At 61.1% G+C, this 12985-nt stretch carries 13 protein-coding genes; 8 read left to right on the plus strand and 5 right to left on the minus strand.

The annotated features are described in order from the left end of the window. Positions 1–161 precede the first annotated feature (161 nt). Together C5L10_RS19405 and C5L10_RS19410 are read right to left on the minus strand one after the other, a co-directional pair. Positions 162–923, minus strand: coding sequence for an SDR family NAD(P)-dependent oxidoreductase (locus tag C5L10_RS19405; protein ID WP_105431030.1), 762 nt, complete (start codon positions 921–923; stop codon positions 162–164). Between the two features lie 33 nt (positions 924–956). Continuing rightward, complete coding sequence (locus tag C5L10_RS19410) at positions 957–1730, minus strand: HpcH/HpaI aldolase/citrate lyase family protein (RefSeq protein ID WP_105431031.1); 774 nt, start codon at positions 1728–1730, stop codon at positions 957–959. Positions 1731–1950: 220 nt separating this feature from the next. Here C5L10_RS19410 and C5L10_RS19415 point away from each other — a divergent pair, with 220 nt between their 5' ends. Further along, positions 1951–2844, plus strand: a complete 894-nt coding sequence (locus tag C5L10_RS19415) for a 3-keto-5-aminohexanoate cleavage protein (RefSeq protein WP_105431032.1) — start codon at positions 1951–1953, stop codon at positions 2842–2844. Between the two features lie 143 nt (positions 2845–2987). Further along, entirely contained in the window at positions 2988–3899 is a 912-nt protein-coding gene (locus C5L10_RS19420) for a hypothetical protein (protein WP_105431033.1), read from the plus strand. A gap of 47 nt (positions 3900–3946) precedes the next feature. Here C5L10_RS19420 and C5L10_RS19425 read toward each other — a convergent pair whose 3' ends face one another. Together C5L10_RS19425 and C5L10_RS19430 are read right to left on the minus strand one after the other, a co-directional pair. Further along, a complete protein-coding gene (locus C5L10_RS19425; RefSeq protein WP_105431034.1) occupies positions 3947–4951 on the minus strand; it encodes an NAD(P)H-quinone oxidoreductase in 1005 nt (334 codons plus the stop codon). Positions 4952–4977: 26 nt separating this feature from the next. After that, positions 4978–5925 (minus strand): DUF6282 family protein, encoded by a 948-nt coding sequence (locus C5L10_RS19430; protein ID WP_105431035.1) that lies wholly within the window; start codon positions 5923–5925, stop codon positions 4978–4980. Between the two features lie 119 nt (positions 5926–6044). Between C5L10_RS19430 and C5L10_RS19435 the strand changes: the two genes are divergently transcribed. Then, on the plus strand, positions 6045–6827 hold the full coding sequence (locus C5L10_RS19435) for a helix-turn-helix domain-containing protein (RefSeq protein ID WP_105431036.1): 783 nt from the start codon (positions 6045–6047) through the stop codon (positions 6825–6827). Positions 6828–6907: 80 nt separating this feature from the next. On the opposite strand, the gene C5L10_RS19440 is transcribed toward C5L10_RS19435, so the two are convergent. Next, on the minus strand, positions 6908–7582 hold the full coding sequence (locus tag C5L10_RS19440) for a GntR family transcriptional regulator (RefSeq protein ID WP_105431037.1): 675 nt from the start codon (positions 7580–7582) through the stop codon (positions 6908–6910). 239 nt (positions 7583–7821) lie between these two features. Here C5L10_RS19440 and dctP point away from each other — a divergent pair, with 239 nt between their 5' ends. From dctP to C5L10_RS19465, 5 genes are all read left to right on the plus strand, one after another. Further along, complete coding sequence (gene dctP, locus C5L10_RS19445) at positions 7822–8805, plus strand: TRAP transporter substrate-binding protein DctP (RefSeq protein WP_105431038.1); 984 nt, start codon at positions 7822–7824, stop codon at positions 8803–8805. Between the two features lie 97 nt (positions 8806–8902). Further along, positions 8903–9421 carry a TRAP transporter small permease gene (locus C5L10_RS19450; RefSeq protein WP_105431039.1) on the plus strand — a complete coding sequence of 173 codons (519 nt, stop codon included), beginning with the start codon at positions 8903–8905 and terminating at the stop codon, positions 9419–9421. Then, complete coding sequence (locus tag C5L10_RS19455; protein WP_105431040.1) at positions 9418–10719, plus strand: TRAP transporter large permease; 1302 nt, start codon at positions 9418–9420, stop codon at positions 10717–10719. Before C5L10_RS19450 ends, C5L10_RS19455 begins: the two co-directional genes overlap by 4 nt. Before the next feature lie 4 nt (positions 10720–10723). Then, positions 10724–11164: a type II 3-dehydroquinate dehydratase gene (locus tag C5L10_RS19460; RefSeq protein ID WP_105431041.1), complete on the plus strand. Its 441-nt coding sequence runs from the start codon at positions 10724–10726 to the stop codon at positions 11162–11164. Between the two features lie 471 nt (positions 11165–11635). Then, on the plus strand, positions 11636–12805 hold the full coding sequence (locus C5L10_RS19465; RefSeq protein ID WP_105431042.1) for an ABC transporter substrate-binding protein: 1170 nt from the start codon (positions 11636–11638) through the stop codon (positions 12803–12805). Positions 12806–12985: the final 180 nt, after the last annotated feature.

Here is a 12985-nt window from a genome sequence, read left to right on the forward strand (position 1 = left end):
ATGCCCTCGCCATGTCGCAGCTGTTCACAATACAAAGCCGGCTCAAGCTGGCAATGTCGCAGGCAACCTGTTTCGCCAGACGGCTGACCAATGATGCAGAAGCAGCGGGAAGGCAGCGCCCGACGGCGCCGCCGCCTCTGACATATCTGCGGCTTCAGCGGTTAGAGATGGCGGCCTTCATCGACCGGTATGACGATTCCCGTCGAACTGGTGAGGTTGACGATGCAGGCGGTCACGGCCCGCGCGACGTCGTCGGGAGCGGTGATCCTGGCCAGAGGAAGGCGCTCCGCGACTTTTTGCAGCTGGTCCCGGGTGCGGTGAGGCACGAAATCCGTATCCACGCCGGCGGGCGAAACGGAGAAAACGCGAACTTTGGGTGCCAGCACCTTGGCGAGGGCAATTGTGAGCGAATCCAATCCGCCCTTCGCCGCAATATAGGCCAGGCTGCTTCCCACACCGGTCCGGGCCGCGATGGAGGAGATATTGACGACGGCGGCGTTGTTGCCTTGCTCCAGCATCGGGCGGAATGCGCGAACCATTGCGAAGGGGCCTCTGAGGTTTATCGCTACCGCGCGATCGAATATGTCGTCGGTCAGCGCGTCGAGGTCATTGGCCGCGACCGGGGTTGTCGCCCCCCCGCAATTGATCAGGGCATCGAGGCTGCCGAATTTTTCACCGACGGCGGCGGCCGCCTCGGCGACGGATGCCGGATCGTCGATCGCGATGCGCAGGGCGCTGTGGCCACCGCCGTGAAGGCTTTGGACGACGTCAGCGGCCATCTCCGGGCGGCTGTTGTAACCGACGACGATGGTGGTGCCCATCCGGGCGAGCCGCGCGGCGATCGCCCGCCCGATCCCGCTGTTTCCACCGGTCACGAGCGCAACTCTTGGAGCGGCCAGTTCCGGAACTTCGATCAATGGCATTTTTCCTCCCGAAAAGACCTGCCGACAATGAATTTAAGCCGAATATTCCTTGAGAGCGGCGGCGGCGGCCGATCGGATGAAGCCATGGTCGCTCGATACCAACATCGCACTCGCCCCGAGTTCGATCGCAAAATTGAAGTCGGCCTTGCTGGTCGGCAGCATCATGAGCGGTATATCGGCCTCTCGTGCCGCCGCCGCGACCTGCCTGCTTATTTCCCCCACCTTGGCGCCGGCCTGCGGATCGCCCCGATATGCTGCCGTCAGATCTCCCCGGCCGATGAACAATGCGTCTATGCCGTCTACCCTGGCGATATCCGCCGTCCGGTCAACGGCTTCAAAATCTTCGATCATCGCGATACAGGCGACCCGGCTGTCCTGCAGCGACATATGATGCACCGCGTCTATATTTCCCCAATTGCTGGCGCGCGTCAGCCCGGCAAACCCTCGGCTGCCTCCGGTGTATCGGCAGCTGCGTGCAATTGCCCGAGCCTTTTCGACCGAGCTCACATGCGGGACCATGATCCCCATCGCGCCCGAATCGAGCGCCGACAGGATGTTTGCTTCGCTGAATTCGGCGATACGCACCACCGGCGCGATATTCGAGGCACGAGCCGCAAAGATCATCAGGTCGGTCATGTCGCGCCCGAGCGCGGCATGCTCCTGGTCGATGACCACGAAATCGTAGCCGATCGCTCCCAATATCTCGACCACCTGCGTCGTGGGAAGCTTGAGGAATGTGCCGAGCATCCGTTGGCGCGTCAGCAGTCGTTCACGGAATGCGGTAAAATCGGGACGCTGTTCTGTCATCTGGCCACCTTTCGATACCGATCCCTAGCATTCCCTTGCCAGGAACGAAGGCAATTGCGGTCCCGTTTCTCCCTGCGAAACATTCCCACCTCCGCTGGCGTTTCTTCTCGCGAAACGGGCGGCGATAACAATTGTGATCCGCAGCCTCGGGTGCGAGCCAGTGTCTTAAGGACAGTGCGACTTCATTCGCGCGTGACGCTCAACGAGGAACACAAAAGCCTTGGCCAAACCGACCATCATAAGCTGCGCCGTCACAGGCAATATCACGACGATCGATCAGACCCCCTATCTGCCGGTCACGCCCGAGCAGATCGCCGCTGCCTGCATCGACGCTGCGCGGGCGGGCGCTGCGATCGTTCATATCCATGTGCGGCATCCGGACGGCAGGCCCAGCATGGAGTTGCAGCACTACCGCGAGGTTGTCGAGCGCCTGCGGGCAGCGGACGAGGACGTGATCATCAACCTGACGACCGGCCCTGGCGGACGGTTCGTCCCCAGCGAAGACGAACCGCGCATCGCGGCACCGGGGACGACGCTGATGCGACCGGAGCACCGGGTCGAACATATCGCTTCCCTGCGGCCGGAGATCTGCAGTCTCGATTTCAACACGATGTATTCCGGTTCTTCCGTCGTCATCAATACGCCCCGCAATCTCGCCGTCATGGCGGATATCATTCGCAATGCGGGCGTACTGCCGGAGATCGAGGTATTCGATACCGGAGACATCCAGCTCGCCAATCAGTTCCTTCAGGAGGGGAGGCTGGCGCAGCCGGCGCTGTTTCAGATCGTGCTCGGCGTGCGTTACGGGGCAATCGCCACGCCCGAAACGCTGATGTACATGAAATCGCTTCTGCCGGCAGGCGCGCATTGGGCGGCCTTTGGCGTCGGGCGCTGGGAGTTTCCGATGTTGGCGCAGGCCTGGCTTCTGGGCGGCCACGTTCGGGTCGGCCTGGAGGATAACATCTATCTGGAAAAAGGCGTCCTTGCCAGGAGCAACACCGTGCTCGTGGACAAGGCCGTGCGCGTTTTAAGAGAGCTGGGAGGCACCGTTGCTACCGCCGGCGAGGCGCGAGAAATTCTGGGGCTGAAGAAGCAGCCTCCGATGCCACGCTAGATCCTGTCGGCGGTGCATGCCGCTCGGCCGGCTTCCCGGGGGAGCGGGCCGCGGCCCGGCCTCGACGCAATCCGGTTTCCAGGCGCGGAGCCAGACGAATTCGATCACGGCCAGCGATTTCTGGCACAAAAGCGGAGATGCCAATGTACGTTCAGAGTGACCCACGATCCAATCTGTCCGACGCTGCAAAACCAGGCGGCACGAAGGTGCACAACAGCTATTTCGGCTCGCAGCTTGCCCTGTTCTACGAAACCGCGCCCCAGATCGCCGACGCCAACGGTGACACGTGGATCAGCCGTGGACAGAACTTCGTCGTCGCATACAGCAACGCCAAACAAGGTGGCATCTTCTCACGCCGGTCGCAGCCCGATGAATATGCCTTGATCATTCCCGACAAGGAGACTTCGGTGGAAATCACCACCGCAGAGGGGACCACCGTCGTTCCTGGCTATTCCGTCGCTTTCGTGCCGCCAGGCGACAGCTCCATCCGCGTATCCACGGGCGGCAGCGTCGTTCGCCTTTTTACACCGAGGTCGGAGGACTTGGCTCGCGCCGCTTCGAACGCGGACGCCTTCCTCGGCGCGCATCCCAATGTCCCCCCATTCGAAGCTTGGCCCGAGCCGCCCGGCGGGCTGAAGTTGAAGTGGTATACGCTGGACGTTGCGGACGATCCGTCCCGGTTCGGCCGCATCTACCGTTGCACGACCTTCATGATCAACTATCTGTCGCCGCGCATCGGCCCGCGCGAGCGGGACAAGGTGTCCCCCCACCATCATGACGATTTCGAGCAGTGCTCGCTGGCGTTAAGCGGTTCCTTTACCCACCATCTGCGCTGGCCCTGGACTACGAACATGAACATCTGGCGGGAGGACGAACACCTCTACTGCGAATCGCCGTCCATCTGCGTCATCCCGCCGCCCGCGATCCACACGACAACCGCTGAATCCCCTAGCGTCAATCAACTGGTGGACATCTTTGCGCCGCCGCGGATGGATTTTTCGCAAAAGCCGGGCTGGGTCCTCAACGCGGACGACTACCCGATGCCGCAGGCCTGACGCCTATCGGCTCGCCGTCGGCTCCAGGTCTCAGGTGTCGGCGGCGGCTACGGGACGGTGTGGGCAAGCGCCGGATCGACGGCAAGGACAACTTTGCCGATCTGGCGGTTTTCGTCCAGGATGCGATGAGCCTCCCGCACTTGCCCGAACGGGACGACCTGATGAATGCGGGTGACAATGCGGCCATCCTCAAGCAACGGCCAGACGTGGTCGATCAGGTCTTTCGCAAGCCGTCCCTTGTAGGAAGGTGGCCTTGGTCTCAGCGTCGATCCGGTGATCGTCAGCCGCCGGCGAACCAGCGTGCGGATATTCACCTGCGCCATGCTGCCTTGGTGGCTGGCGATGAAGACGAGCCGGCCGTCATCCTTCAAGAGGTCCAGCTGCCGCTGCGTTTCGGTTCCGGCTTGCCCGTCCAGGATGACATCGACCCCTTGGCCGCCGGTCAGGTCGCGGATGTGTTCATCCCAGGCATCGCGATAGTCGACCGCGGCCTGCGCGCCAACGGCCTTGCAGACCACTCGCTTCTCGGCGGTGCCGGCGGTCGCAAAAACGGTTGCGCCTCGAAGCTGCGTGGCAATCTGGATGCCGGCCATTCCAACCCCGCTGGTGCCGCCCTGGATCAGCAGGGTCTCCCCATATTCCAGTCGCGCCAGCCAGATCAGATTGTTCCAGGCCGTGAAGAAGACTTCCGGAAGTGAAGCAGCCTCGATGAAGTTCAGGCCTTTCGGGATCGGCAGGCATTGCACGGCCGGCGCCACGCAGAACTCCGCATAACCGCCGCCGTTGACGAGCGCGCAGACCAGGTCTCCCGCCCGTAGCCCGTCTACGCCTTCACCGACGTCGTCGATCACCCCGGCAACGTCAAGACCGGGAATTTCGCAGGCGCCCGGCGGCGGCGGATAGAGACCGCGCCGCTGCTGGACATCCGGCCGATTGACCCCGGCTGCGACGACACGGATCAGCACTTCTCCGGCCTGCGGCCGCGGCCGCGGGCGCTCAACGATCCGAAGAACTTCAGGCCCGCCCGGACGTTCGATCTCGATGACTTGCATGGGGCTGGGTCAGCGCAATGGAGCGGTCACGTCGGCAATCCGACCAGCTTGGCCGGATTGTCTGCAACCATGGTCCGCACCTCCGTTTCGCTGAAACCCAATGCCAGGCAGAGCTTGATCGCCTGGCGCATGCCTTCCACCGGCGTGGGGTTGTCGACCTGCCCGAGATCCGAGCCGATCGAGGAATGTTCGACGCCTGCAGCCAGGATGTGTTCCTTGAATTCCTCCGGCGTATAGGTGTTGAAGCGGGAATCGACATACAGGCCGGCGGACTGTTCGATGAGGGCGCCCAGTTGCGCCAGTTCGCGAACGTCGTCGGGGGTGAAATGGAGCCCGTACATCGGATGATTGACGAGCAGGCGCTTGACGCCGCGGGCCCGCGCTTCATCGAAGAGCTTCCAGATTTCCCAGACATGCAGATGTCCCGAGGACAGAATGGCATCGAACTCCGCAATCATGTCGAGGATCTGCTTTACCTCGTCCAGAATATTCCCATAGGCATCGACAGGCGTCAGCGCCGGCGAATGTCTCAGCTGGACATTCGACGCAAGCCGCGTCTTGCGATGGGCGCTGCGGATGTGGTTGGCTGCCTGTGCAGTTGGCATCCAGATCAGCTTTGCGCCCATTTTCAGCTGGGCGTCGACGACGAACGGGTTCAATCCCCCGGTCGAATTGTTGAGCACCAGGCCGCTGAACATCGACAGACCACGGTCTCCGAACAGCCGCTCCATCATCGGGATCACCGGCGCGACCGAGTAGTGATGATCCTTGAACAGAAGCCCGCGCATACCCGCCGCCGCTGCCTCTTCGGCGGCCTCCATGTGGTCGAGTTTCCGGGGCATCGTCGAGGGACCGGAGTGAACGTGAAGATCGACTGCGCCACGCAGCAACCTGCTGGCCAGTTCATCGTCGACACCGGCGATAAGCCTTCGGACTTCCTGTCTATTGCGGTTCACATCGTCTGCCGAAGCCATGGCAATCTCCTGCTTACATCCTGAACCTCCCTAAAGCTTGACTCCAGATCGCGACAACCTATCATCCCCGGCATTTCGCTGGTCGAAACAGGCATCTAGATTCTACGGGAGGAGGATCCATGGGCATTCGAGCAATCGAACGCGCGATGAATGTTCTGCAAGAGCTGAACCTTCACCCAATCAATACAATCGCCCAACTGCATGCTCGGACAAAGCTTCCGAAACCTACTCTCGTTCGTATCCTGCGCACGCTCGAGGAAGCCGGATATGTGGAAAATGATACCCGACAGGGAGGCTATCAGGTCAGCGCGCTGGTGACGTCCTTGAGCTCCGGCTTTCACAAGGGACCGCTGGTCGTGGAAGCGGGGCGGGCCTGGGCCATCGCAATGACCCGCAAACACAAATGGCCGATAGCGATAGCCCTGCCGGACTACGACGGAATGGTGGTGCGCTTCAGCACTGTGCCGGACAGCTTTATTTCGCCGTTTCACAGTACGGTCAACAAGCGTCTCTGCCTGCTGACGCGCGGACTGGGCCTGGCTTACCTTGCCTTCCTCGACAAGGATGAATTTGACCTGATCATCGACGTGCTGAAGAGGTCGGACGATCCGGAGAACGCGCTCAGTCATCATCCGGCCGAACTGAAGCGGGTGGTCAGCAAGGTCCATCGTGACGGCTATGCCACCCGATCGTCTCTCGTGGAGCCAAAGAACTCCAACACCATCGGCGTTCCCATCATCGGCCAGGGCGGTCGGGTCCTGGCGAGCATAGGGCTCACCTACTTCAAGTCGGCCTTCGGCTCGGAACGGGAAGCTTGCGAACGCTACGCTCCGATCCTGCAGTCGGCCGCAGCTGCGATCTCGGAAGATCTGGACCGCCTCTCCAACAGTTTTGCCACCTGATCCGACAGGGCTTCGGCCGGACGGGGACCCAAGGGCTGCTGGACCGTCTCGGCAAGACCTGTTGTCAATTGGCGACCATATCAGCGGATACGGCCGCTTTTCAGGACATGTTCGGTGCCGTTGCGGACGTGCCGCGTCAGTATATCCTGAGCGCCGCCGACATCCCGTTTGATGGCGAGCTCGAAAAGCCGCCGGTGGTCGTCCACCACCGGCTTGCCACGAAAACTTTCGGCCAGCAGATGGTAGCGCAGGAAGCGGTCGAAGACGGATGAGAGCGTCGCCATCAGCGTCTCGGAATTGCAGGCGGAGACGAGAGCCTGATGAAATTCCCAATCGTAGCGTACCCAGTCGACGGTGCGTGAGGCGTCGCCTTCGAGAAGCTGCCGCTCGATCGCCGAAAGCTTGTGATGCGCCGCGACGATCCGCGCTTCCCAGTCGAGATCTCCCGTTGCAAAGGAGAGGCCGATCGCATGGCTTTCAAGCAGGATGCGAAGATCCGCCAGTTCCAGGAGTTCCTGCCGGGACGCCGGGCTGACCTCGAACCCACGCTGCCCTTCGGCAATAACAAGGTTCTCTGTGGTGAGCCGGCTCAATATTTCTCTGAGCGTCGAGACGCTGACGGAGTAACGCTCCTTGGTCTGCTCCAGCCTGATCTTGGAACCCGGGGGCAGTGCGCCGGAAATGATATCCTGGCGTATCCGCCGAAACACGGTCTCGCCGATCGTCTCGGCTGCCTCTTTTCCTGATTTCAGCATGTTTCCCCCTTGGAGCTGATCGTATATGGCTGATGAAGAAAGAAATACAGGGTAGAATCAAGTTAATAGGATGATTTGCGGTTCTTGCCTGCAAGGCCCGAAAGTCAGGCAAACACGGAATTGACTTATACGAACTATTTCGTACAATACAAAGGTGCGGCGTTCTCGGGAGGAATGGCCTGCACGAGGGAGGCTTCGTCGCAGGTAAGCGGCGCGCCGTGAGGAGGAGGAACCAGCCCATGACATTTTATCTGACCCGCCGACACTTTCTCGGCGCCACATTGGCAACCGCCGCCCTGTCCGTGCCGGCGCTGGCACAGGACAAGCCGGTCCTGAAATTTTCCGCGGTATTTTCCGAACAGGATATTCGCGCCCAGATGACCAAGATGTTCGCCGAGGCGATCGCCGGCTCGTACAAGCTGGAGCCTTATTACGGCGGCAACCTCTTCAAGCAGGGCACCGAGCTCGTCGCCATCCAGCGCGGCAATCTGCAGATGGGCAATATCGCCCCTCAGGATATTTCCAATCAGATCCCGGAATGGTCGGTGCTCACCTCAGCCTATCTGTTCCGCGACGCGCAGCATGTGACCAAGTTCTTCCAGAGCGAGGCCGGTGCGGAATTCAAGAAGATGGCCGACGAAAAACTCGGCGTCCATATTCTCGGCCCGACCTATTTCGGCGCCCGGCAGATCGGTTTGAAGCCGAACAAGAAGATTACCACGCCTGCGGACATGGCGGGCATCAAGCTGCGCATGCCGGGTGGCGATGCATGGCAGTTCCTGGGCGCCGCGATCGGAGCCAACCCGACGCCGATGGCTTATGCCGAAGTCTATACCGGTCTGCAGACCGGCGCGATCGACGGCCAGGACAATCCGCTGCCGAACGTCAAGAACATGAAGTTCTATGAAGTCATGTCGCAGATCGTCATGACCTCGCATCTCATCGGCTACGATCTGCTCACCATTTCCAGCAAGATCTGGAAGGGCATGAGCGCCGACCAGCAGAAGTCCTTCCAGGCGGCCGCCGACAAGGCGATGAAGTGGAGCGAGGACCAGCACATTGCACAGGAGAAGACGCTGGTCGACGAATTCAAGAAAGCCGGCCTCACTATTTACGAGCCGGACATCGCTGCCTTCCGCAAATTTGCCCAGGAGAAATACCTGGCCTCCGACCTTGCCAAGTCCTGGCCGAAAGGCATCCTCGAAAAGGTTGCGGCAATCTGAAAATAGCCCGCCCATGGGTGGGCTCCTCACAAATGCGGCGGCAGGCCGGAGCGGTCAACGCCCGGCCTGGTGGCCGAACCTCCGGGGGAGGGGGTGAATGAATTCGAAACTTATCGCTGCCGGCGGCTGGCTGCGGCGCCGCGCCGAAAATCTCCTGGCACTGATGCTGCTCGGGATGTTTGTCGCCTTCGTTCTGCAGATCGTCTTCCGCTACATCCTGAACCTGTCGGTCGGCTGGACCAACGAGATCAGCGTCGTGTTGTGGATCTGGATCGTGCTGTTTGGCGCAGCCTTCGTGGTGCGGGAAGTGGAGGAGATCCGCTTCGACTTCTTCTGGGCTGGCGCCGGCGACAGGGCGCGGCGGGTGATGCAGATCATCTGCGCCATCGCGCTCGTCGTCCTGTTCGGCATATCCCTGCCGGCGGTGATCGACTACGTGACCTTCATGAAGGTGGAAAGCACCGCCTATTTGAAGATCCGCTTCGATTACCTCTATTCCATCTACATCGTCTTCGCCGTCGCGATGATCGTGCGTTACATCTGGCTCGGCGTGCTCGCGGTCCGCGGCAAGGCGCCCGAAGCCTTTGATCCCACCAAGGCGGGCTCGGGCGTATGAACCTTGCAAGCCCCTTTTCGATCGCGCTCGTCGTCATCACGGCGCTCGCCTTCCTTGGCCTGCCGATCGGCCTTTCGATGATGTGCGGCTCGATCCTCTACCTGCTCCTCGCCGGGGCGGACATGGGCACGGTGGCCGAGCAGTTCCTGAACGGCATGTATTCGAACTACCTCATCCTTTCGGTGCCGCTCTTCGTGCTGGCCGCGGAGTTCATGAATATCGGGTCGATGACCGAACGGCTGCTGGCGTTCTGCAACGTGCTGGTCGGCCGCTTCCGTGGCGGACTGGCGCAGGTCAACGTGGTGCAGAGCATCATCTTCGCCGGCATGTCCGGGTCGGCGATCGCCGATGCCGCCGGCAGCGGCCGGATGTTGCAGAACATGATGACGCGGGACGGGCGCTATACGCCAAGCTATGCCGCGGCGCTGACGGCCGTCACCTCCGTTATCGGCCCGATCATTCCGCCCTCGATCCCGATGGTCATCTATGCGCTCGTGTCGGATGCCTCGATCGGCTACCTCTTCCTCGCAGGGATGGTGCCTGGCCTGCTGATGGCCGGCCTGCAGATGATGCAGGTGGCGATCACCGCGCGGCGCAAAAATTTCCCCGTCGAAGATCCGGTGCCGCTGCGGGACATTCCCCGCATCACCTGGCGGGCCTTCCCGGCTTTGATGATGCCGGTCGTGCTGCTCGGCTGCATCTATTCCGGTATTACCACCCCGACCGAAGCCGCCGCGCTCGCCGCCGCCTATGCGCTGGTCATCTCGCTGGTCATCTACCGGAGCATCAGCTTCGCAGCCTTCTACGATTCGCTGTTGCTCAGCGCCAAGTCGACGGCGTCGATCGGCATGTTGATCGCCGGTTCCCTGGTCTTCAACTATGTCGTGACGATCGAAAATATCCCGGACACGCTGCGGGTACTGTTGACCAGCTGGGACCTGACGCCCACCGGCTTTCTCATCCTCGTCAACATCCTGCTGCTTCTGCTCGGATGCGTGCTCGAAGGTACGGCGATCCTCCTGATCATCGTGCCCGTCTTCATTCCGACCGCCCAGGCGCTCGGCATCGACATGGTGCATTTCGGGGTCGTGGTGGTCGTCAACATCATGCTCGGGCTTGTCACGCCGCCTTACGGGCTGCTGCTCTTCATCATGACCAACATTTCCGGGGTGCCGGTCAAGGACATCATCAGGGACGCGGCACCCTTCATTTTCTGGATGGTGGTCAGCCTGGTCATCATCACTTTCGTGCCGGATGTCGTCCTCTGGCTTCCGCGCCTAATGGGTTATCAGGGGTGAACCGATGAAACCGATCTATATTCTCAACGGTCCGAACCTCAACCGGCTCGGAAAACGCGAGCCGGAAATCTACGGCACCACGACGCTTGGCGAAGTGGAGGCGTGGTGCCGGGAGGTGGCGGGCGAACGCCCGGTCGAATTCCGCCAGACCAACAGCGAGGAAAAGCTGATCGACTGGGTGCATGAGGCCATCGACGAGGGTGCGGGGATCATCATCAACCCCGCCGCCTTCACCTTCACGTCCCTGGCGCTCCTCGACGCGTTGAAGATGTTTACCGGGCCGATCATCGAATTTCACATCAGCAACGTCCATCGCCGTGAACAAATCTATCACAAATCCTATGTCTCCATGACCGCGACGACGGTGATGGCCGGCCTCGGGGCTACAGGTTATCCGCTGGCGGTAAAGGCCCTGGAACAGCTGATCGAAGAGAAGAGACGATAGCCGGTCGAGCGGCCCGCGTTCGGGTAAATAACGCTCTCGGCCCAAAGGCTAATATTGACAGGCAATGTATACAGACTTATTGCTGGTATAACGGCGTGGAGGGGGAGCGGCAGGCCGGGGGTTTTGTTGGCAGCGCAGAGCATGCCTTTTTATCCCGGTTTTTCTTGCGGTTTGGATGCCTGGCCCGAAGTTCGTCGTTTGCGGGAGCGATTTTTGGCAAAACGCGACGTGAGAGGCGGGTATGTATACACGGGTCTGCGAAATCCAGGCCCGGTTCTCGGGAAAGTCTGGCCACGTTCAGCCGGCTAGCGAACACGGAAAATAGTCGGTCGCCAAACTATCGCGCCCGTTGACTGTTGATCGCGATGTCCCCGATATATCGGACAGGCTGTGATGGGCCGGACGCCGCAAGGAGGACGCGGTCTGTCACCAGGAGCTTTGAGAACAGTTCGTCTTAGAGGAGGAAAGAAAATGATTACCAGAAGAACATTGATGGCTGCGGCCGGTCTTGCCATGGGCGGCCTCGTTGCCATTCCGGCATCCGCGCAGGAAACGGTCAAGATCGGCCTTATCCTGCCGATGACCGGTCCGTTCGCGTCCACCGGCCGCCAGGTCGAGGCGGGGGTCAAGGCCTATATGGCGCTGAACGGCGATACCGTCGCCGGCAAGAAGATCGAAGTCGTGCTGCGCGACGACGGCGGTGTCGCCGACCAGACCCGCCGCATCGCCCAGGAGCTCGTCGTCAATGACGGCGCCAAGATGCTGATGGGCTTCGGCTTGACGCCGCTTGCCATGTCGGTCGCGCCGGTTCTCAACCAGGCGAAGATCCCGGCGATCATCACCTCGGCAACGACCTCGGCGATCATGCCGCAGTCGCAGTATTACGTCCGCACCTCGATGGGCGGCCCGCAGTCCGCCGTGCCGGTGGCCACCTGGGCGGTGCAGAACAACCTGAAAAAGGTGGTGACGCTGGTTTCCGACTACGGTCCGGGGATCGATATCGAGCAGGGTTTCACCAACCAGTTCAAGAAAGATGGTGGCACGATCGTCGAGGCGATCCGCGTGCCTTTGGCGAACCCGGATTTCGCCCCCTTCCTGCAGCGCGTCCGTGACGCCAAGCCCGACGCCGTCTTCGCCTTCGTGCCGGCCGGTATCGGTGCGCAGTTCATGAAGCAGTATGTCGACCGCGGCCTGGCCGACGCCGGCATCAAGCTGATTGCCACCGGCGACGTCACCGACGACGACCTGCTGAACGGCATGGGCCCGGTCGCCAAGGGCGTCATCACCGGCCATTTCTACTCGGCCCTGCACGACAGCCCGGAAAACAAGGCTTTCGTCGCCCAGGTGAAGAAGGCTGCCAACAACATGCGCCCGAACTTCATGGGCGTCGGCGGCTACGACGCCATGACGCTCGCCTATATGGCGCTGAAGAAGACCAATGGCGATACCGACGGCACCAAGCTCATCGAAGCCATGAAAGGTGCCTCCTGGGTCAGCCCGCGTGGCCCGATTACCATCGATCCGGCCACCCGCGATATCGTCCAGGACATCTACATGCGCGAAGTCAAGGAAGTGAACGGCGAACTCTACAACGTCGAATTTGCGACCTTTCCGAAGATCAAGGACCCGAACGCCAAGTAACGCGGATGGAACTTTCGACATGGGAATGGCGGGCCTCGGTCAGCCATTTCTGTTTCGGTCTGACTACGGCCCATCGCCGTTTGGGGTCGGGATTTTCATTGGGCCGATCCCACCGGGCAACCGATTGTCAACGTTCCGCCTCCTCGGTCTGTTACTGCAAATGCCGCCGCAACGACAATC

Source organism: Neorhizobium sp. T6_25, from assembly GCF_002968555.1.
GTDB lineage: Bacteria > Pseudomonadota > Alphaproteobacteria > Rhizobiales > Rhizobiaceae > Neorhizobium.

Coding starts and splice junctions, on each gene's coding strand:
- C5L10_RS19405 (WP_105431030.1), bottom strand. CDS start 923: ATGCCATTGATCGAAGTTCCGGAACTGGCCGCTCCAAGAGTTGCGCTC.
- C5L10_RS19410 (WP_105431031.1), bottom strand. CDS start 1,730: ATGACAGAACAGCGTCCCGATTTTACCGCATTCCGTGAACGACTGCTG.
- C5L10_RS19420 (WP_105431033.1), top strand. CDS start 2,988: ATGTACGTTCAGAGTGACCCACGATCCAATCTGTCCGACGCTGCAAAA.
- C5L10_RS19425 (WP_105431034.1), bottom strand. CDS start 4,951: ATGCAAGTCATCGAGATCGAACGTCCGGGCGGGCCTGAAGTTCTTCGG.
- C5L10_RS19430 (WP_105431035.1), bottom strand. CDS start 5,925: ATGGCTTCGGCAGACGATGTGAACCGCAATAGACAGGAAGTCCGAAGG.
- C5L10_RS19435 (WP_105431036.1), top strand. CDS start 6,045: ATGGGCATTCGAGCAATCGAACGCGCGATGAATGTTCTGCAAGAGCTG.
- C5L10_RS19440 (WP_105431037.1), bottom strand. CDS start 7,582: ATGCTGAAATCAGGAAAAGAGGCAGCCGAGACGATCGGCGAGACCGTG.
- dctP (WP_105431038.1), top strand. CDS start 7,822: ATGACATTTTATCTGACCCGCCGACACTTTCTCGGCGCCACATTGGCA.
- C5L10_RS19450 (WP_105431039.1), top strand. CDS start 8,903: ATGAATTCGAAACTTATCGCTGCCGGCGGCTGGCTGCGGCGCCGCGCC.
- C5L10_RS19455 (WP_105431040.1), top strand. CDS start 9,418: ATGAACCTTGCAAGCCCCTTTTCGATCGCGCTCGTCGTCATCACGGCG.
- C5L10_RS19460 (WP_105431041.1), top strand. CDS start 10,724: ATGAAACCGATCTATATTCTCAACGGTCCGAACCTCAACCGGCTCGGA.
- C5L10_RS19465 (WP_105431042.1), top strand. CDS start 11,636: ATGATTACCAGAAGAACATTGATGGCTGCGGCCGGTCTTGCCATGGGC.